The sequence below is a fragment of the Rhizobium sp. Leaf321 genome (genome assembly GCF_001423215.1).
Taxonomy (GTDB): domain Bacteria; phylum Pseudomonadota; class Alphaproteobacteria; order Rhizobiales; family Rhizobiaceae; genus Neorhizobium; species Neorhizobium soli.
The window spans coordinates 692,247-714,482 of record NZ_LMOF01000006.1 but is presented as its reverse complement, the minus strand read 5'-3'; the positions used below and the strand labels follow the sequence as shown (position 1 = coordinate 714,482).

The window sequence follows — 22,236 nt, the reverse complement described above, 5'->3', positions numbered from 1 at the left end:
AATCTTGTCGCATGGTTTCAGGAATTTGTCAGGGAAAATCTGATGACGCGGCTAGCCATCGCGGCGGTTCGCGTTAATTCTGCAACGAACAGAAGCTTCTGCGGAGGATGCCCGTGACCACAGCCGATTTTGTCTCTCACCCGTTCCAGGGTAGCGTATTGTCCTCGACGCCTTGTGAACTTGGCGAAGGAGCCAGCTTCGATGCGGATACCGGGACGATCTGGTGGTTCAGCATTCTCGAAAAGCAGCTTCGCTCGCTCGACATCAACACCGGCAAAGAATCTGTGCAGATCCTCCCCATAATGGGAAGCGTTCTCGTGCCGGTCGACGCCGAGCGGCAGCTGATCGCCTCCGATCAAGGGCTCTTCATACGGGATCGCGCCACCGGCGAACTGACCCTGCACTGCGACCTCGAGAAGGACAAGCCGGACAACCGCTCCAACGACGGCCGGCTGCACCCTTCCGGCGCGCTGTGGATCGGCACGATGGGGCGCACCGCTGCGGAAGGCGCGGGTGCGATCTATCATGTCGTGGGCGGCAAGGTCACGACGCTGTTTGACAAGATGAGCATTCCGAATGCGATCTGCTTTTCGCCTGACGGAAGCATCGGCTATTATGTCGACACGCGCATCAACCACCTCATGCGTGTCGACCTTGATCCATCGACCGGGCTCCCGACGTCAAAACCCACCCTCTTCATCGATGGCAGCGGCAGCCCCGGCGGAATGGATGGCGCGGTCTGCGATCAGGACGGCACGATCTGGAACGCCCGCTGGGGTGAAGGTGCGGTCGACCATTATGGTCTGGACGGTGTCCTTCTCGCGCGTTTCGAAGTGCCCGCCAAGAGAACGACCTGCCCTGTCGTGATCGGAAATGGGCGCTTGGCTGTCACATCAGCCTGGGAGGGAATGGACCAGGACGCCCGTACCTCCGATCCGCTGGCGGGAGCGTTGTTCGAACTCGCCGTTCCAGTCACGCTTGGTCGGGAACCCCGATACTCGGCCTGACTTTAAGGATCTATATTCTCGCTGATAAAGCCCCAAACCCGCCAAGTGCTGAAACGTTCCGCAGTTTCTGCCTAATAAAACGGCATGGAAATGCGGAACCAAACCGGCGTTTCGGCCATTTCCCTACCGAAGCCAAGCAGAACGAATGCGTCCTTCTTGGTCGAGACGGCCCTTCAATCCGAGAAGCCGTCCTTCATGACGAATGGAAAAGGTAGGAACACGATGAAAAAGACTCTCAGCACGATCGCCGCAGCAGCCGTTCTCATGGCGTCCACCACACTTGCACCGGCTTTTGCCCAGACGGCACAGCCTGCTCCGGCGACACCGGCAGCACCTTCGGCACCGGCCGATACCACGACAACCACCCCGGCTGCACCAGCAGGTGGCATGGCTACCACTGCAGACGGCAATTACCTGACCGAACAGGCGACCACCCAGGTCAGCGCCAACGATTATATCGGCAAGTCGATCTACAATTCGGCTAACGAAAGCATTGGTGACGTCAACGACCTCCTTTTTGAAGAAAACGGCGGACTCGTTGCAGCAGTTGTCGGCGTCGGCGGCTTCCTCGGCATCGGCGAAAAGGATGTAGCTCTTCCGATCAGCAAGCTGACGCTTACCCGCGACGCGCAGAACAACAACGAAGTGCGTCTGTCGACCACCGAAACGGCCGAGGCGCTGAAGTCAGCGCCAGAGTTCAAGACACTGGACGACAAGCAGGCAGCATCCGACACATCGACCACGTCGTCCACGATGAACCCGGCTCCGGGCACTCCGGCAGCACCGGCTGAAAATGGCGCCACAACTCCGTCGACGGCTCCTAAGAACTAATTTTAGGGACCTGGAACGGGCTACACGCCACGTGACAGACGATTGAATGGAAGAGGCGGCATTGATAATGCCGCCTTTTTCGTGCGCCGTTTACAGAAGCGAGCAGTATCGCAGCGCATCGTAGATCGCTGCATGGACATTGCGGCTTGCCACAGCGTCGCCGATCCTCACGAGATCGAAAGCCGCGCCGGGGTTCTTCGGCAGCAGCGGCGCTTTTCTGTTAATCAGCATCGCGTAGTCCACGGCGCCAAGATTGCGCGAGAGCGGCTTCAACTCGAAATAGAGATCCGCGTTCGCGGCCGTGCCATGCTCGACCACGACCTGTGCGACACGCCTTTCCTCGACCACATCCTTTGCGTAATCGCATCCGAGGCTTGCCACCAATGCATTGCCGTCACGCCGCACCGACTTCAACCGCGTGTTGATCGTCACGCGGACACCCTTCTCGGCAAAAATCCGTGCGTAGGGGACATGGTTCATGCCCCCCATCTCAGGTGCGAAGAAGCGTTCGGGGGAGACAAGCTCGAGATCCGCGCCTGATGTGGCGATGACTTCGGCGGCACTCATACCCGGATGGCCGCCATTGTCATCGAACAGCAGAACCGGGCCTGCGGGTTTGGCAGATCCGGCGAGAATATCCCAGCTGGAGGTCAGAAGCTCTTCGCCCGCCTCAAGTTGCGGCGACTGCGGTATGCCGCCGGTCGCGACGACGACGAGATCTGGCTCGAGTTCGAGGACATCGTCGGCGCCGGCAAACACGTCGTAGCGGATCTCGACACCCAACCGCTCAAGCTCCGCCAGCCGCCAGTCGATGATGCCGATCATTTCGCGGCGGCGCGGATTGCGAACCAGAAGATTGATCTGACCACCCGCCTTCCCCGTTGCCTCGAGCACGGTGACTGCGTGGCCGCGCTCTGCCAGCACGCGGGCCGCCTCGAGCCCGGCAGGACCGGCACCGATCACGACGGCCCTTCGGACAGCTGCTGCCTTTTCGATCACATGCGGCAGCAAGGCTTCGCGCCCCGTCGCCGCATTGTGGATACAGAGAGCCTCTCCTCCCTCGTAGATGCGATCCAGACAGTAGGTCGCACCGACGCAGGGGCGAATGGTCGCCTCCTTGCCACTTGCTACCTTGTTCGCGATATGCGGATCGGCAATGTGGGCACGGGTCATGCCGACCATGTCGAGCTTGCCTTCGGCGACCGCATGCCGGGCCGTTGCAACATCGGCGATTCGGGCTGCATGAAAGACCGGGAATTTCGTCGCCTTCCTGACATCGCCGACAAAGTCGAGATGCGGCGAGGATCGCATGCCCTGGATCGGGATAACCTCGTTCAGATCCGCATCGTGATCGATATGGCCGCGGATGACGTTCAGGAAGTCGATGCCGCCCGACGCCACCAGCCGGCGGGAGATCTCGATCCCCTCTTCGCGGGAAAACCCCTTGTCCCAGTTCTCGTCGGCAACCAGGCGGATGCCGACGATGAAATCCGGACCGACGGATTTTCGCACCGCATCGATCACCATGGTCGAGAACCGCATGCGGTTTTCGAGCGATCCGCCGAACGCATCGTCGCGGTGGTTGGTGGCGGGCGACCAGAACTGGTCGATCAGGTGGCCGTAGGCTTCGATCTCGATGCCATCGAGACCCGCCGCCTGCATGCGGCTGGCGGCATCGGCATAGTCTGCGACGATGCGCTCGATATCCCAGTCCTCGATTTCCTTGGGGAAGGCGCGGTGGGCGGGTTCGCGAATGGGAGATGGCGCCAGCACAGGAAGCCAGGCGCCCTTGTTCCATCCGGTCCGGCGCCCGAGATGGGTGAGCTGGATCATCACCGCCGTGCCGTATTCATGACAGTCATCGGTGAGCGTCTTCAGCCACGGCACGATATCGTCGCGATAGGCGTGCAGGTTGCCGAATGCGGGTGGACTGTCCTGCGAGACGATCGCGGAACCTGCGGTCATGGTGAGCGCGATGCCGCCCTTTGCCTTTTCGAGATGGTAGAGCCTGTAACGATCCTTCGGCATGCCGTCTTCGGAATAGGCCGGTTCGTGAGCCGTCGACATGAAGCGGTTCTTGAGGGTGAGATGCTTCAGCTGAAACGGCTGCAGAAGGGGATCGTTCGAAACGGACATGGTGATCTCGCAATGCGGCTTGCAAAACCACATCATCGCGCAGCGGACAGCCCCGTGCGAGCATCAGACGCGGCGCGGACTGTCCACTCCGCGCCCTCTCCTCAACGGTGGTGGAGGCGGAAGATCAGTCCCGTTCGGGGGTCATGAAGTCGCGGTGATGGGTGCTCAGATACCGCAGCGTCGAGGCCGTATCGGCGGGTCTGCCGTGGTAATAGCCCTGCCCCATGGCACAGCCCAGCGATCGCAGCATTTCCGCTTCTTCCGGCTGCTCGATGCCCTCGGCGACCACTTCCAGTTCCAGACCGTCGCACATGGCGATGATCGCCCTGACGATGTGGCCAGAGGCACGGTCCGAGGTGATGCGGGAGACGAAGGCGCGATCGATCTTGACCTTGTCGAAGGTGAAGTCGCGCAGACGTCCGAGACTGGACTGACCGGTGCCGAAATCATCGAGCGAGATGCGCGCGCCTGCCTTGCGAAGATCCGTGATGATGCGCTCTGCCGTATCGGCCGAGGTCATCACGGCGGTTTCGGTGATCTCGAATTCCAGCCGATGCGGATCGAGCCCGACGCGGGCGAGCGTCGAAAGGATGCTTTCCGTGGTCGTCGGGTCCATCAGCTGGGCGGAGGACAGATTGAAGGACAGGAACAGATCCCGCGGCCAGGACAGTGCTGCCTCGGCCGCCTTGCGCAGCAGGGTTTCCGACAGCGCATCGATGAATCCGCGCTCTTCGGCAAGCGGCACGAAGACGGCGGGCGATACGAAACCGAGATCCTTGTCGTTCCATCTCGCGAGTGCCTCGAACCCGACGACCGATCCATCGTCCAGGCGCACGATAGGCTGGAAATGGACATCCACGGCATCGCTGATGATCGCATGGCGCAGCGCCTGTTCAAGCTGCGTCGCGCGCATCATCTCCTGCGCGATTTCCTGGGAATAGACCGTGATCTGACCGCGACCGCGGCGTTTGGACCGGTAAAGCGCGGTTTCGGCGCTCTTCAGCAGTTCCTCGAAATGCTCGCCGGCGAAGGGGTAGATGGCAAAGCCGAAGGACGCCGAGAGACGCACATTGCGATCCCCCAGATCATAGGGTGCGGAAAGAACATCCCGGATCATCTGGCCGATCCGTTCGGCGCCGGTGCGCTCGAAGACGAGCGGCAGCACGAAGGCAAACTCGTCGCCGTCGTGACGGGTGACCGTTGCGCCATCCGGAATGCAGGCCTTGAGGCGATGCGCCACCTGGCAGAGGATCTCGTCGCCTGCTTCCATGCCGAACAGGTCGTTGATCGGCTTGAAACCATCGAGATTGGCAATGCAAACAGTAAACGGGGCGGGATCGGCTGCACGCTCTGCGGCGAGAAGGTGAACCTTGTCGCGCATACGGTGTCGGTTTCCAAGACCCGTAAGCGGGTCGCTATAAGCCTTGGCCTGCAGCTCATGCTGACGGAGCTGCGGCAACGGGTTTTCCGCCAACGTCATAAGTTTATCCGCTTGCACCACATTTGATAGGCGACGATGCGGGACAAAGCTTAACATTTCATAGCGGAACCGTAGCGTTTCGGGATAGCCGCCCGCGCTTCCGATCCATGCTCAAGACAGCATCTGCTGCGAACCGGCAACGACGAGAAATTTCGCGAACAGGGTTTCCAGCACATCGGGACTGATCGGCTTCAGGATCACGTCGTCCATTCCCGATGCAAAGCATTCCTCGCGGTCGCGGTCGAATGCCTGGGCGAGGACGCCGACGATCGGTGTCGACGCCTGCCCTTCTTCCTCGAGCGTGCGGATCGCCCGCGCTGCCTCGAAGCCGTTCAGGGTCGGCAGAGTGACATCCATCAGCACCAGCGAAGGACGAAGCTCGTGCCACATCCTGACCACCTCTTCTCCATCGACCGCAATCGCATAGCGGTACCCGAGGCTTTCGAGGATCTGCGAGAACACGATCTGGTTCACCTCGTTATCTTCAGCAACAAGGATATCGACGCAGGGCTGAGGGTCATCGGGCAGGATCTGCCAGTTGTCTTCTTCGTCCTGTTCGACAGGTCCACGCAACTTGGTCAGTTCGCGGCTGAGGGTCGGAACGAGATGCTCTTCGAGAGCCGCAGCATCGAAGGCCACGACCTGTTTGTCGTAATTTGAGCCGATGGCGCGGCAGGCGGACGCCAGATCGCGATCCGCGACGATGAGATCGACCCTGACCGCGGCGTTGGACACGAGTTCGAGGCAAAGCGCCAGTTCGTGTTCATCAACGACCGAGGATGCCTCGACCTGAAAATCCGCAAGGATCGCCTTCGCGGTTCCAGTGAAAAGCGGGTCGCTCGAGACGATCAGGATCTGGCTGCCGGCGATATCGGGATCCGCGCCCTGCAAAGCGTCCCGCATCTTGCTCTTGCGATGCAGCTTGGCGGAAAACAGATTGGGGTCGTCGAACAGGCGGATAAAGCCACGCCCGTCCTCTTCCACTTCTACCATTCGGGAAATGTCCTGCATGGCGGTGACGAGATAGTACCGGCCCGGTTTGCCGATCCGGTACTTGTTGGCGACGATCACCATCTGCGAGCCATCCGGACGCGTCAGACGCTCCGGCAGCTGGATCTCCTCGCCGTCTTCCACCACCCGGCGGTTGATGCCGTCGAGCCGCTGGGCCAAGGCCGGAGCGTGGATGTCGGTCCCCGTGCAGCCGAGCAGCGCTTCGGCGGGGAGATCGTGAAAGCGGCAGGCGGCCTTGTTGACGGCGACGAAGGCGAGATTGGTGTCCTTGACCATGACCGGGAACGGCAGGTTGTCGAGGATATCCTCGGTCAACTGCACGCGCTCCATGTCGGCGCGCCACTGCTCTTCGCGCTTGCGCTGTTCGGACACGTCCCGGAGGATGCAGACGCCGTAGCCCGACGGCAGGCGCCGTTTGGCAAGACTGATCCAGCGATCGGCACCACGGCGCATCAGCGCCTCGTGCCGCTCCTTCCAGAGCGTGGCAATATTGTCGGAAATCCAGTCGTCGCGGCTGAGCAATCGTTTTGTGCCGCCGGTCTCGGACATGAACCGTCCGCCGCCGTCATAGATTGCACCAAGGAGATCGCGCAGCCGTGTACCGGGTGCAAGGACGCTGTCAGGAATGCCGAGAAGGATGGTCAGTTGTTGACCGGCAAAGATCAACAGGTCGTTCTTGTCGTAGACGACAAGGCCGCCTGAGTGCCCACCCGAAATCGCCTCGGAAATCACTTCCATCATCGCAGTCTGAATGTCCGCGTCCGCCGACGCCAAATCATTCATGTGACAAAACCCCCTGTGTGTTCACAGACTCGGCCAATCGCCGGCACCATGCGGTGCAATCCGTCTCAATTAATCAAGTCGGGTAAGACACATGCTGGCTTCAAGTCCTCGAACAAAGGGCCGATCCTCGTGTACGGGTGCCCAGCCGGCCCATACATCGGTTCCTCTGCGGAGAGCTGGCGCTCTCCCGGGTTCATCCTGTTCAACTCAGATTGAATATCGGTTTTCGGTTAAGGCCGAATTAAGATAGGCTTGCTGCAGGGCTTGCAGGGGACAAACCATCCGGCAGCCTTTCCTTCCCGCCGGAAATCCTTGAAAATAGCGCCATGTTCATCAAGCAGCTTTCCGAAACGCTCATCAACCAGATCGCTGCCGGCGAGGTCATCGAGCGACCCGCGAGTGCTGTCAAGGAACTGGTCGAAAACGCCATCGATGCGGGTGCGACGCGCATCGAGATCGCCACGGCGGGCGGTGGCAAGTCTCTTCTGCGCGTCACGGACAATGGATCGGGCATGGAGCCCGCCGATCTCAACCTCGCGATCCGCCGCCACTGCACCTCGAAGATCGCGACGACGCTCGACGATATCAGAACGCTCGGCTTTCGCGGCGAGGCACTGCCGTCGATCGGGTCGGTCGCGAAACTCACGATCACCAGCCGGCGCCAAGGGAGCGACAGCGGCTCGCAGGTGTCGGTGACCGGTGGCAAGACGACCGCGGCGCGGCCGGCACCGGCCAATCCGGGCACGGTGGTGGAAGTTCGCGACATCTTCTTTGCAACGCCGGCACGCCTGAAATTCCTGAAGACCGAACGGGCGGAAGCCGGTGCGATCACCGAGATCGTCAAACGGATGGCGATCGCCTTTCCGCATGTGCGTTTCGTGCTGTCGGGTTCCGATCGCACGACGCTGGACCTGCCGGCGACCGGCGAAGACCATCTGGCGCGCATGGCCCAGGTTCTCGGGGCCGAGTTTCGCGACAACGCGATCGAGATCGACGCGATGCGCGAGGATGTGGGGCTGACCGGTTTCGTCGGCCTGCCGACATTCCACCGGGGCAATTCGGGGCACCAATATGCTTTCGTCAACGGACGGCCGGTGCAGGACAAGCTGATCCTGTCGGCCATCCGCGGCGCCTATGCGGAGCGGATGCCCTCCGGTCGCTATCCGGTGGCGGTGCTTTCGATCACGCTCGATCCGGCGCTGGTGGATGTCAATGTGCACCCGGCCAAGGCCGATGTGAGGTTTCGCGATCCGGGGCTGGTACGCGGGCTGATTGTCGGCGCTATCCGCGAGGCGTTGCACCGCGAGGGCGACCGGGCGAACACGACCGGCGCATCCGGCATGATGCAGGCGTTCAGGCCGGGGTTTTCATCCGGCCCCGCCTATCGGCCACCGACGCCAGCGCCCTGGAGCCCGGCAGCATCACCGTCGCGGCCGCTGCAGGCACCGTTCGGCTTCGGGGAACGGGCGCAGCAGGATTTCGACGGTCTAACCATGCCGGCGGCCCGCACGGACGATTCTATATCGGAAACGGTGCACGTCTCGGAAGACAGGCAGCGCCACCGGCTGGGTGCGGCCCGCGCGCAGGTGCACGAGAACTATATCGTCGCCCAGACGGAAAACGGCCTTGTCATCGTCGACCAGCATGCGGCCCATGAAAGGCTGGTCTACGAGGCACTGCGTCAGGCTTTGAACGACAAGCGGCTGGCGTCGCAGGTTCTGCTCATTCCGGAGATCGTCGACCTGCCGGAAGAAGATTGCGACCGGCTGATGATGCATGCGCAAGAACTCGACCGGCTGGGGCTGGCAGTCGAGCGGTTCGGTCCCGGCGCGGTTGCGGTGCGCGAGACGCCCGCCATGCTGGGCGAAGTGGATGCATCCTCGCTGATCCGCGACCTCGCCGACGAAGTGGCTGAATGGGGCACGGCCGGTGCCCTGCGCGGCAAGCTGGAATATGTCGCGGCCACCATGGCCTGCCATGGCTCGGTGCGCTCAGGGCGCAGGCTTCGCCCTGACGAGATGAATGCGCTTTTGCGCCAGATGGAAGCGACGCCTGGATCCGGCACCTGCAACCATGGCCGCCCAACCTATATCGAACTCAAGTTATCCGACATCGAACGCTTGTTCGGGCGGACTTGAAGGCGCGCCATGCGCGGTGTAGGGAATGAGGGCCAAAGGCGCGAGCAATCCGATGTTTTTTCGCAGGAGACGCAGACAGATGAACCGGTTCGAAGGCGGCAGCTTCCGCGAAGCGAAAATCCGGTACCTGGATGGCGACTACCAGATCGTCAGCAGCGGTTCATACGTGATCTGCGCGATGACGGGTGCTCAAATCCCCGTCGACGAGCTGAAATACTGGAGCGTAGCGCGGCAGGAAGCCTATGCCGATTGCGCGTCCTCGCTGGAAGCCGACAAGCGTGCCGGCCTGCTGCCGAACCAGAGCCGGGCTTAAGCACAATCAACCGACGCGCGATTGCGACCTGATCAGGGTTTAACGCCGTTCTTCAATCGACGTCCGCGAAAACGGGCGAGTGCTGCGTCGATGATCTGGCCGGGCGCCTTCGGATTGTCGAAGATCATCTCCACGTCCACCACCTGTACCCGGTTGAGCAATTTTTCAGCGGGACCGTGATGACCGACGAGACGCACCGCGTCCTTTGCCGTCGTCACGAGATGGAGACCGTTCCTGTCGGCATCCTCCAGCAGGCTTTCGATTTCATCCGCCAAGAAGAAATGATGGTCCGGGAACGACCGGCGCTCTGAAATCAGCCCGCCGACGCTGTTGACGGTGCGGTAGAATTTCTCCGGATCGGCAATCCCGGTAAAGGCGAGAAGATTTGTGCCCGCCAGCGACTGGCCGGGGCTTGGATCGAGTGTCGCGACGTGGACCTGCTTGCCGGCGCGCGATGCCTGACGCACGATCCTGTCGGCCGCGTCGCCGGTGCCGACCTTGAGGATGGCTGAGGCCTGGCGCATCTGCTCGGCCAGCGGTGCCCGCACGGGACCGCCCGGCACGAGATGGCCATTGCCAATGCCGCGAACGGAATCGATCACGACAAGCGCGAAATCGATCGAGAGACGGGCGCTCTGGAACCCGTCATCCATGATGATGAGATCGGCGCCGTTTTGCGCCAGCATTCTCGCACCGTCCACGCGGCGGCGGGAAATGACGGTCATCGCTTCGCGCTCGAGAAGCAACGCTTCGTCACCGACGGCTTCGGCCCTGTGTTTGGAGCGATCGACCATTGTCGTGACGTCGAGCGATCCACCATAGCCGCGGGTGAGGAAACCGGGCGTGAGGCCTTTCTCCTTGGCAGCGCGGGCAAGCGTGATCGCCGTCGGTGTCTTGCCGGCACCGCCGACGGTGAAGTTTCCGACGCAGATGACCGGCAGCGGCGCCTGCGCCCGCTTCGACTTCGCCATGCGGCGGCCGGAGACGGCACCATAGAGAAAGGAAACCGGCGACAGCGCCCAGACGCGCCAGTCGGCCTTGGTCCACCAGAAGGGCGGTGCTTCGGAAACCACCGCTCAGCCCGCCGCAGCCGGTGCTGAGACCGGCAGGAGGGCGGCAAAGGCGGAGATATCGTCGAGGCAGAGATCGGCGGCAGTCGACAGCGTCTGGCGCGAACCGGTCCCGGTCAAAACCGCGACCTTGATGCCGGCGCCTGCCGCCTCGCCCATGTGCATATCGTGATTGTTGTCGCCGACCATCGCCACCTGCGCGGGGTCGAGACCGACGACCTCGCAGAATTTCAGAAACATGCCGGGTTTGGGCTTCACACCAAAACCGCTGTCATAGCCGCAGATGAAATCGACATGATCGAGAAAGCCGAAGCGGATCGCCGTCTGGCGGATCGCTTCCTCGTTGTCGCTGGAAGCAATGCCGAGCTTGAGGCCGCGTGCCTTCAGCGCGCCGAAGAAGGCGGCGAGATCGGTGACCGGAACGGAATATTCGGCAGAGCGAACGAAGAGTGCATCGAGCTGACGGGTGAGATCTGCCACATCCATGGGGGCGCCTGCGGACACGAAACCTGCGGCGATCTCGGCGGCATTGCCGGCCGCAAGCAGGCTGTCTGCGCGGGTGTGACCGGATACGGGATCCATGCCGCCGGCTTGCAGGAGGCGCGTTTCGAGATCGGCATCGCCGCCCGACGCGATGCGGGCCGCTTCCCGGTTCACCGGGCCCCAGCTCGCATCATAGTGCAAAAGCGTGCCGTCCTTGTCGAACAGGATCCCGGCGATATGCGAGAAATCCCTATCCACCACGTCGCCTGTCCCCCCGGCCATCAGCGTGCAGCACCGGCGGCGGCTGTCTTCGGCTGAAGTCTGGCGCTGACGGTGAGCGGATTGACGTAAGGTTCGAGCGCCTTGACGGTCTTGGCCAACGCGCCGCGCATTTCGTCCATCGCGTCATGGCCGGCTTCGACCATCTTGCGGCGGGCAAGGTCGTTGATCATCAGGTAATGTACGGCTTTCGCGAGCATCTCGACATCGCGGACCATCCGGGCGCCGCCCTTCTTGACCAGATGCTGGTAGGCGTCGCGGAAATTGTCGATGTTCGGGCCCGACAGGACGGCGGAACCGAGCATTGCCGGCTCCAGCGGGTTCTGGCCGCCCTCGTTGGTCAGCGATTTGCCGACGAAGGAGATCTCGGTCAGCCGCAGATAGAGGCCCATTTCGCCGATGGAATCGCCGAGGAAGATATCGGTTTCCGGCGTGATCGCGTCGTTGCGCGAGCGGCGGGCAACGGTGAGCCCCTCCGCCTTCAGCATCTCCTCGATCGCATCGGCGCGATCCGGGTGACGGGGCACGAGGATCGTCAGCTGGCTGTTCTTCGGCTTCAGCGCCCGATGCACGGTGGCGGCTGCCTTTTCCTCGCCGTCGAAGGTGGAGATCGCAGCCCAGGTCTTGCGATCGCCGATTTCGGCCTTGTAGCGGGCCAGAAGCTCCTCGTCGCATGGCGGCGGGTCGGTATCGGTCTTGAGGTTGCCGGACACGATCACCGGCCAGGCGCCGAGATCACGGAAACGCTCCGCATCGAGATCGGACTGGGCCACCACGAGGGCCAGCTTTTCGAACAGCGCTTCGGCGATGGTATTGTGATTGTGCCAGCGCGTGAACGAGCGATCCGACAGCCGGGCATTGACGCGGATCTGCGGGATCCGGCGGCGTGCCAGTTCGGCGACCGTCGTCGGCCAGATTTCGGACTCGGCCGTAATGCACGCATCCGGCTTCCAGTAGGAGACAAAGCGCTTGATGGAGAATTTTAGATCGAACGGCACATATTGATGAATGACTTCATCGCCGAGCCTGGCATCGACCAGTGCTGCGGATGTAACGGTCCCTGTCGTCAGCAGGACATGGATCTCGCGACGGCGAAGTTCGCGGATCAGCGGCATGATCGACATGGTTTCGCCGACGCTTGCGGCATGAACCCAGACCAGCGGTCCGCGCGGGCGCGGCAGGCTGGCATAGCCGAGCCTTTCGAGACGGCGCGAGGAATCTTCCTTGCCCTTCATCGACCTGTACGTGAGGTACGGCCCGGCAAAGGGATAAAGCGCGATGCCGGCCAGGCGGTATCCCGCCAGGGCCATGCGAGCCATACTGCCGCTCATCGCTTTTGCCCCCACTGCATGATGGCCGTCATCAATCCCGGTCGTCCTTCTGATATCGTATCAGTCGCCGAATTTCTGTCATGCACAAATGCGTCAAAAAGGGGTCCCGGACCCTATGTTCCAGACCTTGGCATTTCGAAACCTGGCAGATCAGGCTTGCTTCAGCGTTACTTGGGGCCTGGCTCGAGCAGGCGATGCATGTGAACGATGAAATAGCGCATCTGGGCGTTGTCGACCGTCTGCTGTGCCTTGCTGCGCCAGGCCGTCAGGGCCGTTGCATAATCGGGATAGATGCCGACGATATCCAGCGCCGCAAGATCCTTGAACTGAACCTCTTCGAGGCTCGAAAGTTCGCCACCGAAAACCAGATGCAGAAGCTGTTTCTTGTCAGTCGTCGCGGTCATGTCCATCCTGTCCCGTTTATCCTCTCCGCCCGATCCTCATCTGCGGCATTACGCCACAAAGGTCAAGCGGCCGGAAATCGCTGGATCTGCGGCAATAGCCGTTCCAGTGCATGCTCTGCGCCAGCCACCAGCATCTCGTGGCGGACCTGCCGCCGGTTGTAGGTGAGCGGGCTTCCCGCAAGGTCGGTCAACCGGCCGCCTGCGCATTCCAGGATAAGGTCGGCGGCGGCGAGATCCCAGTCATGCGAGTTGCGCTTGACGACGGTGCCATCGAGGCGTCCGTCCGCGACCATCGCCAGCCGGTAGGCGAGCGACGGGATATGCCGATGGCGTTCGACATGGCTGCGGAACGGCAGATCAAATTTCTTCACAAGGTTTTCATCGGCAGCGATCACAAGCTTATCATGATCATCCTTGGTAACAGAGATCGGCGCACCGTTGCGGATCGCCTGACCGCCCTTGACGGCAAAGAACTCCTCGCCGAGCGCCGGCGCGACCAGAACACCCGCCACGGGTCGGCCGTGATGGACGACGGCGACCGAGACGCACCAGGTCTTTTCGCCATTGATGAAGGCGCGGGTGCCGTCGATCGGATCCACCACGAACAGCGTGTCGAGTGAAAGCCTGGCGTCGTCGTCATCCGTTTCTTCGGACAGCCAGCCGTAATTGGGACGGGCGGTCAGAAGCAGGCTCTGGAGAATGTCGTTTGCCGCAAAGTCTGCGGCACTGACGGGCGACGAGCCCTCGTTTTTCCACCAGACTTCCGGCGACTGGCCGAAATAGCCATGCGCGATCTCGCCGGCCTGACGGGCGGCATCGCGGATCAGGTCCAGATCTTCAAGCCATTGCCCTTCCGCGCCAGCCATCGGTCAGCGTCCCGCCAGCGTCATGCCTTCGATGGCGATCGTCGGAGAGGCAGTGCCGAACTTGCGGTCGATGTCGTTGGCCGGCGTCATCCGCATGAACATGTCCTTCAGATTGGAGGCGATCGTGACTTCGGAGACCGGATAGGCAAGCTCGCCATTCTCGATCCAGAAGCCGGTCGCGCCGCGCGAATACTCGCCGGTGATCATGTTGACGCCCTGGCCGATCAGTTCGGTGATGTAGAAACCGGTGCCGATCTGGCGGATCAGGTCTTCAGGCGAAATGTTGCCCGGTTCCAGCGCGAGGTTCGTGGAGGCCGGGGTGACGGACGTGCCGCCGCGCACGCCGCGGCCATTGGTCGGGAACCCGATCTCGCGTCCTGTCGAGGTGGAGAGGAACCAGTGGTTCAGCACGCCGTCCTCGATCATCACCAGACGCTCGCCCTTCACACCCTCGCCATCGAAGGGGCGCGAGGAGGAACCGCGCACGATCAAAGGATCGTCGGTGATATTGAGGCCTGGTTTCAGCACCTGCTGGCCCATCTTGTCGCGCAGGAAGGATGTCTTGCGGGCAACCGATCCGCCGTTGATGGCGCCGGCGATATGGCTGACAAAGCCGCGCGCGATGCGCGGATCGAAGACCACGGTGACATTGCTGCCGGTATCGACCTGGCGCGGATTGATGCGCTTGACCACCCGCTCGCCGGCACGCCGGCCGATCAGCTTCGGATCGTCGAGATCGGCTGCAAACAGACGGCTGTCGAAATCGTAGTCGCGCTCCATCTTCGTGCCCTCGCCGGCGATGACGCTGACGGAGCGGCCGAAGCGGCTGGCCATATAGGCGCCGGAAAATCCGTGCGAAGTAACGAGAACCATTCCGCCCATGCCGGCAGAGGCGCCGGATCCCGACGAATTGGTGACGCCTGCGACATCGAGGGCCGCCTGTTCCATCTCGAGCGCCACGTCGCGCATCGTATCGGCGGAGACTTCGGTCGGATCGAACAGGTCGAGATCGGGGTAATCTCTCGCAAGGTCCTTTTCATCCGCGAGGCAGGCGAAGGGATCCTCGGGCGAGACCTTTGCCATGGCGACTGCGCGTTCGGCCAGCACCTTCAGATCGAAACCCGGATTGGCGGAAACGCTTGCAACCTTGTTGCCGACGAAGACACGCAGCGAGAAATCGTCGCTTTCCGAGGATTCGGTTCCTTCCACCTTTCCGAGCCGGACGCTGACCGAACTGGAGCGGGAGCGGACGACCACCGCATCCGCCTTGTCGGCGCCCGCCGCCTTGGCCAGATCGATCAGTTCGCCGGCACGCGCCAGAAGGGAGGCGGAATCGATTTGCGAGGTCATGTTTGCAAGCCTTTCGTTTGCACCCCATTTATTGTGCACCGACCAAAGCATCAAGGGCAGCGCTCCGATTCCCCGGTTGACCTTCCGCATTCCCGACCCGAAAGTGCCCCATGACTGCAAACGGCTCCCACTTTACCGAAATGTTGATGCTGCTTGCCGGTGCGGTGATCGCCGCCCCGCTGTTTCGCAGGCTCGGTCTTGGCACCGTGCTTGGATATCTCGCGGCCGGCATCCTGATCGGTCCGGTGCTGCAACAGGTGACCGATACGCAGGAAGTGCTGCATGTCGCCGAATTCGGCGTCGTGTTCCTGCTCTTCGTCATCGGGCTGGAGCTGAAACCCTCGCGTCTGTGGCAGATGCGGGCCGATGTGTTCGGGCTTGGGCCGGCGCAGGTGGCGATATCGGGTGGCATCCTGAGCGGTTTCGCCTACCTGTCGGCGATGGCGGACTGGCGCGGCAGCCTGATGATCGGCTTCGGGCTTGCCCTGTCGTCCACCGCCTTTGCGCTGCAGATCCTCAATGACACAGGTGAGATGAACAGCCGCTACGGCCAGCGCTCCTTCTCCGTTCTCTTGTTCCAGGATCTCGCGATCGTGCCGCTTCTGGCGTTGATCACAATCCTGGCACCCGGCACGAGCGAGGCTGCCGCCACCCCGATGCTGGACTTTGCAATCGCTGTCGCTGCCGTGGGCGCCATGGTGATTGCCGGCAAGTACCTGCTGACACCGATGTTCCAGATCATTGCCAGCAGCGGTGCCCGCGAGGTGATGATTGCCGCCGCCCTTCTCGTCGTGCTCGGTTCGGCGGCTGCGATGCAGGCCGTCGGTCTGTCGATGGCGATGGGTGCTTTCCTCTCCGGCGTCATGCTGGCGGAATCCTCCTATCGGCACGAGCTGGAAGCGGATATCGAACCCTTCCGCGGCCTGCTTCTGGCGCTGTTCTTCGTCGCTGTCGGGCTTTCGCTCGAAGTCCAGGTGATCTTCGAAAACCTTGCCTTCCTGATCCCGGCCGTTGCCGTGTTCATGGGCGTGAAGGCGGCCGTGGTCTACGCTCTCTCGCGTCTGTGGGGTTCGCCGCCCAATGACGCGCTGAAGATCGCGTTCCTGTTGCCGCAGGGTGGCGAGTTCGGCTTCGTGCTGTTTACCACCGCGACCGCGGCGGGCCTCCTCTCTTCCGCCACCGCTTCGCTTCTGATTGCCGGCGTGACGCTGTCGATGGCGCTGACGCCGCTTGGCTCTGCGCTTGCTAGGCGCCTGCAGAAGAGCGAGACGCGCGAACATCTGGAGGAGGATTTCGAAGGCGCCGGAGCCGATGTGCTGATGATCGGCTTTTCCCGTTTCGGCCAGATCGCGGCGCAGATCCTGCTTGCCGGCGGCAGTTCCGTGACTGTCATCGACGACAGTCCGGAGCGTATCCGGCAGGCGGCCAATTTCGGCTTCCGGATCTATTTCGGCGACGGTGCCCGCAAGGACGTTCTGATCGCGTCCGGTATCGAGAAGACGAAGATCGTCGTCGTAGCAACCCAGAAACGGGAAACGACGGACCGGATCGTCGACCTGATTGCGTCGGAATTTCCCGATGTGCGCCTGTTCGTGCGGTCCTACGACCGGGTTCATTCGCTGGCGCTGCGCGAAAAGAACGTCGAATACGAGTTGCGCGAAACGCTGGAGTCCGGGCTGCTGTTTGGGCGACGGACGCTGGAAGCGCTCGGCATGAGCGAGGCTGCCGCCTCCGAGATCGGCGACGATATCCGCCGTCGCGACGAGGAACGGCTGCAGGTCCAGGCCGTGCAGGGTTTGGGCGCCGGCCGCGAGATGCTCTTCAACAGTCCCGTTCGCCCCGAGCCGCTGATCAAGCCGAAACGCACCGGCAAAAGCCCGGAGGAAAAGGCTTCCGGTGTTTCGATCGGCAAGTGGTGATCAGGCAGCCCTTTCAAGAGCCTCGATCGCACGCTTCAGCTCGTCTCTTGTGCCTTCTGAGGCTTCGAGGATGTCGCGCGCCTTGTAGAAATCCATTACGCCGAAGCGATTAACGCTGGGACGCAGGAAGATGTGCGGCGGGTTGAGTTTCAGCTTGAGGGCAATGCTGGCCTGCATGGTGAGCTGGCTTGCGCCGAACAGGCTGTCGAAGCGGTTTGGCGGATGCAGGCCATCGCCTTCCGGCGCGCCGACCACATCGATGCCGATCACCACGTCGGCGAGATCCATCAACTGCTCGTAAGGGACGGGATTGAAGACGCCGCCGTCGATCATGATGCGGTTGTTGACCCTGACCGGCATGAACAGGCCGGGAATGGCGGCAGAGGCGGCAATCGCCTTGCGCAGATTGCCCGTCTCGAGGATCACCTCCGCCTGACCATAGTAATCGGTGGCGGAGATCTTCAAGGGTATGACGAGATCGGCGAAATCCTGGGGAATCTGGTTCGGCAGGAAAGCCTCGAGGATCGGCTCCAGATTGAAGTGACCGAACCGGAAGCCGCCGAGCGCATCGCGCATCGTCGACGGGCCGAGGCCCCAGAGCCGGTTCAGCAGCGAGCCGCGGTTGCCGACCGTCTCGACCGTATACTCACGGATCTCGCGGCCGGTCATGCCCGACGCCATCGCAGCACCCATGATCGCGCCGATCGAGGAACCGGAAATCGCTACCGGGCGGATGCCGAGTTCGTCCAGCGCTTCGATGACATGGATATGGGAAATGCCGCGGGCGCCGCCGCCGCCAAAAGCGATGGCATAGCGCAGATCGCCCTTCTTGCGGGCAAGGCGATCCGCAGTCTCATGATCAGCAAGGGTCAGCCTCGTGTTCATGGATCGCCTCCCCGCCTTTGCTCAGGCCGGTTCGTAGCGGAAGAAATCCATCCGCGTATCGCCGAAGGTCCGGCTTTCGAGCAGCTTGTAGGCCGGATCGACGGCAACCGTCACATCGGCGCGTTCTTCCAGGATCGCGAGCGCGCCGGGCACCAGCCAGCCGCCGACATGGGCGGCAAACAGAGCCCCCTCACCCAGCTTCTGACCATAAGGTGGATCGGCGAAGAGGAAGTTGTAGGGTTCCAGCGTACCGACCGGGCCGAGCTTGGTCGCATCGCGGCGCAGAATGCGCGCGCGACCATGCAGGCCGAAAGCGTCGATGTTCTCCCACAGGAGACCGCGACCTTCGACACCGTTTTCGACGAACAGCGCATGACGGCAGCCGCGCGAGACGGCTTCCAGTCCGACGGCACCCGTGCCGGCGAAAAGATCGATCACGCGCGTGCCATCCAGCGCCTGCGGATAGACATGGCCGATGATGTTGAACAGGCTTTCGCGCGTCCGGTCGATGGTCGGCCGGATCGCGCTGGTTTTCGGCGTGGCAAGCGTGCGGCCGCGGAATTCACCCCCTACGATGCGCACGGATCAGCCTCTCGGGGTCCGCGGTTTTCCACCTGGGCCGCCTGAGCGTGCGCCAGCCGGACGTCCACCGGGCTTTCCGCCCGAAGGACGGCCACCCGAAGGCTTTCCACCGGACGGCTTACCGCCAAAGCTTGGCTTACCACCGCTCGGCTTGCCACCGAAGGATTTGCCGGCAGGCCGTGCACCTCTGGGCTTATCGCCGAACGCGGGCTTGTCACCGAACGGACGATCCGAGCGCGGACGATCGGAACGGCCCTCGCCGGCGTTGAAAGCACGGGCGGGACGGTCGCCATCCTGACGTGGGCGACGGTCGCCGGTCGGGCGGTCACCTGTCGGGCGGTCACCACGGGAAGGACGATCCCCAAACGAACGCTCGCCGCGGGGCTTGTCGCCATAGGCACGATCGCCGCTTTCGCGCGGCTTGCGGTCGCCGAAGGAGCGCTCGCCTCTCGGGCTGTCACCGCGGGGGCTATCGCTGCGGGGTCTGTCGCTTCTCGGCTTGTCGCCGCGGGGTTTGTCGCCGCGCGGCTTGTCACCGAAGGAACGCTTGGCGCCGAATTCGCCCTTTTCCGGTTCCGGCGGAGAATCCGCACGGATCCAGTCGGCGTCGTCATCGGCGCGCTTCACGATCACGCGGCGGTCATTTTCCGGAACCTGTTTCCTGAACAGCTGCTCTGCCTGCGCACGAGCGGAAACCGCCCGGACGCTACCATCGGCGTTTGGACGCGCACCCGGCGCCATCCAGACATTGGCGGTGCGGCTGGTGCCCATCGGCGGACGCTTCTTCGGCTTTTCGTCGCCGAGATCACGGTCATTGGACTTGAAGCCCGGCGTTGCACCGAACTTCCCCTCGGGCTTGCCGGCGAATTTGCCGGCCGGCTTTTCGGAGAACTTGCGTTCGGTCGCCTTGGTATCGAGACGGCCGAGCGAGCGTTCGCGCCTGTCCTCGTCGCGAGGACGTGCCGGGCGATCCGCCGGGCTCGACCATTCGGAGCGGGAGGAACGTGCCGGCTTCTCGTCTTCAGCAGCGGCAGGCGTTTCGTTGTAGATCGGCGCGTCGAAATTCGCCTTCGCTTCTTCGATCAGGCGCGGACCGAGCTGGTCGCGCAGCGTGCGGCCGCGCACTTCCATGACCTCGCCTTCCGGCAGGTCACCGAGCTGGAACGGGCCGTAGGAGATACGGATCAGGCGGTTAACTTCAAGGCCGAGCGCGCCGAGGACGTTCTTGATCTCGCGGTTCTTGCCTTCGCGAAGACCCATGGTGATCCAGACGTTGCGGCCCTGCGAACGGTCGAGCGTGGCTTCGATCGAGCCATAGAGAACGCCATCGACGGCAATGCCGTCCTTCAGCTTGTCGAGCGATTCCTGATCCACCTCGCCATGGGCGCGGACGCGATAGCGGCGCAGCCAGCCGGTGGTCGGAAGTTCCAGCACGCGCGACAGACCGCCATCGTTGGTGAGAAGCAGCAGGCCTTCAGTATTGATGTCGAGGCGACCGATGGAGAGCACCCGCGGCAGTTCGCCGGGCAGGTTTTCAAACACGGTCTGACGTCCTTCCGGATCGGAATTCGTCGTCACCAGGCCGCCGGGCTTATGGTAGAGCCACAGGCGCGTGCGCTCGACACCGCGGATCGGCACGCCATCCACCTCGATCGCATCGTCGAAGGTGACGTTGACGACAGGCGTATCGAGAACCTTGCCGTTGAGCGACACACGGCCATCCATGATCATCCGCTCGATATCGCGGCGGGACGCCACGCCGACGCGGGCGAGGATCTTGGAAATGCGCTCGGGCTTGCCATCCGACGCTGCCGTTTCGGCAGAGGCTGCCTGACGGCGCATCGGCTTTGCCGGCTTGTCGGCGGCAGCGTTTTCGCCACGGGGCTTTTCAGCGCGCGGCGCAACGGAGCGCGGACGTTCTGAGCGGGGCGCGTCGGAACCGGGCTTTGCGGGCGCCCGTTTCTTGAAGCCCGTCCCCGTCTTTGTCTTGCCGGCTGCAGCATCTGCAGATTTCGGCTTGATCTCGCGGATGAAGGTTTTGGCTTCGCCGCGCTTCGGCTTGTCTTTTGAAGTCATTTGTTGTTTGCCTGAAGCATGATGTCTACGGAAACGAACCGGACATTCGTGTTCGTGGATGGTGATGAAACACGCGCACAGCGCGCTTCGTGTTGAATGCTTCCTACCAGTTCATGCGAGCCGGGTTAAGAGGAAATCGCGGAAATGCCCAAGAGCGACGGTTTCATGGATGCCGCACTCACAGAAGCCAGGCTTGCAGCGGCACAGGGCGAAGTTCCCGTGGGTGCCGTGCTGGTCATGGACGGCCAGATTATCGCCAGATCCGGCAACCTGACCCGCACCAAGAACGACGTGACGGCGCATGCCGAGATTGCGGTTATCCGGGCTGGGGCCGGGGTTCTCGGCCAGGAACGGCTTAGTGGTGCCGATCTTTACGTGACGCTGGAACCATGCACCATGTGTGCGGCGGCGATTTCGTTCGCGCGAATTCGCCGGCTGTATTACGGCGCGGGAGATCCGAAGGGGGGCGCTGTGGAAAATGGCGTGCGTTTCTTTGCACAACCGAGCTGCCATCACGCGCCGGACGTCTATTCCGGGCTCGGAGAGCGGGAAGCCGCCGACATTCTGACAGGCTTCTTTCGCTCACGCCGGGATTAGGCAAGACAAGGTCTTACTGGAAGGGCTTCCACCAGCTGCTGTTCGACGCCTGGGTTGCGCTCTGCGCTTCCTTCTTGCGACGGCGCTCCTTCTCGTTCTCGGGTTCTCCGAGATCCTGAAGCGTTGCGGCATCGGCGGCACGGAATTCAGCCGGCGGCTCGGACAGGGAACGGCGGCGCGAGCCCATGTTGACCGTTTCGACATCCTGCTTGGCCTTGCGGAAGGCTTCCCATTTTTCCGTTTCGGTCATCTGACCGCCCTGGCCACGACCGGCCATCAGCGGCGAACGGTAATTGTTGTTGCCTTCGTTTTCCTTGGCTTCCAGACGCAGGCGCGCACGGGTCTCTTCCGGAGATTCAACCCAGTTCGGGTTGCTTTCGCGGTTGGCGAGCGACTGCTGGGGCGCCGGCAGGCTGGCCTGCCCCTTGCCGGCAACGACCAGCGTCGGGCGGGGATTGTAGCGCAGCTTTTCTTTTTCTTCATCGCGGGCGCTGCCGAGAGCCACGGCTGCTCCAAGATCGTCGCCGAGCTGGGCCATTGCCGTCTTGTCGGTGCCATAGGTCGGGCCGCCCATGCAGCCGGAAAGAGACACGGTTGCAGCCAGCATGCCAACCGCACCGATCGCGGCACGAAACGCATAAGTCGTTTTCATCAAACCCCTACCATCGGCGCCCGTCCTGACGCCTTCAAAACCG

At 62.5% G+C, this 22,236-nt stretch carries 19 protein-coding genes; 6 read left to right on the top strand and 13 right to left on the bottom strand.

Annotated elements, in window-relative coordinates; genetic code table 11:
* Nucleotides 1–113 precede the first annotated feature (113 nt).
* Entirely contained in the window at nucleotides 114–1,007 is an 894-nt protein-coding gene (locus ASF70_RS09750) for an SMP-30/gluconolactonase/LRE family protein (RefSeq protein WP_244474000.1), read from the top strand.
* A gap of 222 nt (nucleotides 1,008–1,229) precedes the next feature.
* Entirely contained in the window at nucleotides 1,230–1,838 is a 609-nt protein-coding gene (locus tag ASF70_RS09745; RefSeq protein ID WP_062453695.1) for a PRC-barrel domain-containing protein, read from the top strand.
* Nucleotides 1,839–1,928: 90 nt separating this feature from the next.
* Here ASF70_RS09745 and ASF70_RS09740 read toward each other — a convergent pair whose 3' ends face one another.
* From ASF70_RS09740 to ASF70_RS09730, 3 genes are all read right to left on the bottom strand, one after another.
* Nucleotides 1,929–3,974, bottom strand: a complete 2,046-nt coding sequence (locus ASF70_RS09740; protein WP_062580169.1) for an NADH:flavin oxidoreductase — start codon at nucleotides 3,972–3,974, stop codon at nucleotides 1,929–1,931.
* A gap of 124 nt (nucleotides 3,975–4,098) precedes the next feature.
* On the bottom strand, nucleotides 4,099–5,454 hold the full coding sequence (locus ASF70_RS09735; protein WP_062579341.1) for an EAL domain-containing protein: 1,356 nt from the start codon (nucleotides 5,452–5,454) through the stop codon (nucleotides 4,099–4,101).
* A gap of 111 nt (nucleotides 5,455–5,565) precedes the next feature.
* The gene (locus ASF70_RS09730) at nucleotides 5,566–7,248 is read right to left on the bottom strand and encodes a response regulator (RefSeq protein ID WP_062453698.1); all 1,683 of its coding nucleotides are present in this window, start codon (nucleotides 7,246–7,248) and stop codon (nucleotides 5,566–5,568) included.
* A gap of 326 nt (nucleotides 7,249–7,574) precedes the next feature.
* Here ASF70_RS09730 and mutL point away from each other — a divergent pair, with 326 nt between their 5' ends.
* Nucleotides 7,575–9,386: a DNA mismatch repair endonuclease MutL gene (gene mutL / locus ASF70_RS09725; protein ID WP_062579339.1), complete on the top strand. Its 1,812-nt coding sequence runs from the start codon at nucleotides 7,575–7,577 to the stop codon at nucleotides 9,384–9,386.
* Nucleotides 9,387–9,465: 79 nt separating this feature from the next.
* Nucleotides 9,466–9,699, top strand: coding sequence for a DUF2093 domain-containing protein (locus ASF70_RS09720; protein WP_062579337.1), 234 nt, complete (start codon nucleotides 9,466–9,468; stop codon nucleotides 9,697–9,699).
* A 32-nt stretch (nucleotides 9,700–9,731) separates the two neighbouring features.
* Here the strand turns inward: ASF70_RS09720 and lpxK are convergent, their stop codons facing one another.
* The 6 genes from lpxK to ASF70_RS09690 form a co-directional block, all read right to left on the bottom strand.
* Nucleotides 9,732–10,772, bottom strand: coding sequence for a tetraacyldisaccharide 4'-kinase (gene lpxK, locus ASF70_RS09715; protein ID WP_062579335.1), 1,041 nt, complete (start codon nucleotides 10,770–10,772; stop codon nucleotides 9,732–9,734).
* A 3-nt stretch (nucleotides 10,773–10,775) separates the two neighbouring features.
* On the bottom strand, nucleotides 10,776–11,534 hold the full coding sequence (locus ASF70_RS09710) for an HAD family hydrolase (protein ID WP_062579332.1): 759 nt from the start codon (nucleotides 11,532–11,534) through the stop codon (nucleotides 10,776–10,778).
* Nucleotides 11,534–12,862: a lipid IV(A) 3-deoxy-D-manno-octulosonic acid transferase gene (gene waaA / locus ASF70_RS09705; protein ID WP_062579330.1), complete on the bottom strand. Its 1,329-nt coding sequence runs from the start codon at nucleotides 12,860–12,862 to the stop codon at nucleotides 11,534–11,536. Before waaA ends, ASF70_RS09710 begins: the two co-directional genes overlap by 1 nt.
* A gap of 167 nt (nucleotides 12,863–13,029) precedes the next feature.
* Nucleotides 13,030–13,266: a DUF4170 domain-containing protein gene (locus ASF70_RS09700; RefSeq protein WP_062454846.1), complete on the bottom strand. Its 237-nt coding sequence runs from the start codon at nucleotides 13,264–13,266 to the stop codon at nucleotides 13,030–13,032.
* 62 nt (nucleotides 13,267–13,328) lie between these two features.
* Nucleotides 13,329–14,132 (bottom strand): 3'(2'),5'-bisphosphate nucleotidase CysQ, encoded by an 804-nt coding sequence (locus ASF70_RS09695; protein WP_062579328.1) that lies wholly within the window; start codon nucleotides 14,130–14,132, stop codon nucleotides 13,329–13,331.
* Between the two features lie 3 nt (nucleotides 14,133–14,135).
* Nucleotides 14,136–15,482, bottom strand: coding sequence for a TldD/PmbA family protein (locus ASF70_RS09690; RefSeq protein WP_062580167.1), 1,347 nt, complete (start codon nucleotides 15,480–15,482; stop codon nucleotides 14,136–14,138).
* Nucleotides 15,483–15,592: 110 nt separating this feature from the next.
* Between ASF70_RS09690 and ASF70_RS09685 the strand changes: the two genes are divergently transcribed.
* Entirely contained in the window at nucleotides 15,593–17,401 is a 1,809-nt protein-coding gene (locus tag ASF70_RS09685) for a monovalent cation:proton antiporter-2 (CPA2) family protein (RefSeq protein ID WP_062579326.1), read from the top strand.
* Here ASF70_RS09685 and ASF70_RS09680 read toward each other — a convergent pair whose 3' ends face one another.
* Genes ASF70_RS09680 through ASF70_RS09670 form a run of 3 tightly spaced genes read right to left on the bottom strand, consistent with a single transcriptional unit; the run spans nucleotide 17,402 to nucleotide 20,944 of the window.
* The gene (locus ASF70_RS09680; protein WP_062579324.1) at nucleotides 17,402–18,286 is read right to left on the bottom strand and encodes a patatin-like phospholipase family protein; all 885 of its coding nucleotides are present in this window, start codon (nucleotides 18,284–18,286) and stop codon (nucleotides 17,402–17,404) included.
* Nucleotides 18,287–18,307: 21 nt separating this feature from the next.
* Nucleotides 18,308–18,868, bottom strand: coding sequence for a 16S rRNA (guanine(966)-N(2))-methyltransferase RsmD (gene rsmD, locus ASF70_RS09675; RefSeq protein WP_062579321.1), 561 nt, complete (start codon nucleotides 18,866–18,868; stop codon nucleotides 18,308–18,310).
* A 3-nt stretch (nucleotides 18,869–18,871) separates the two neighbouring features.
* The gene (locus ASF70_RS09670; RefSeq protein WP_062579320.1) at nucleotides 18,872–20,944 is read right to left on the bottom strand and encodes a pseudouridine synthase; all 2,073 of its coding nucleotides are present in this window, start codon (nucleotides 20,942–20,944) and stop codon (nucleotides 18,872–18,874) included.
* 144 nt (nucleotides 20,945–21,088) lie between these two features.
* Here ASF70_RS09670 and ASF70_RS09665 point away from each other — a divergent pair, with 144 nt between their 5' ends.
* Nucleotides 21,089–21,541: a nucleoside deaminase gene (locus ASF70_RS09665; RefSeq protein WP_062579318.1), complete on the top strand. Its 453-nt coding sequence runs from the start codon at nucleotides 21,089–21,091 to the stop codon at nucleotides 21,539–21,541.
* A 13-nt stretch (nucleotides 21,542–21,554) separates the two neighbouring features.
* Here the strand turns inward: ASF70_RS09665 and ASF70_RS09660 are convergent, their stop codons facing one another.
* On the bottom strand, nucleotides 21,555–22,193 hold the full coding sequence (locus tag ASF70_RS09660; protein ID WP_062454852.1) for a hypothetical protein: 639 nt from the start codon (nucleotides 22,191–22,193) through the stop codon (nucleotides 21,555–21,557).
* Nucleotides 22,194–22,236: the final 43 nt, after the last annotated feature.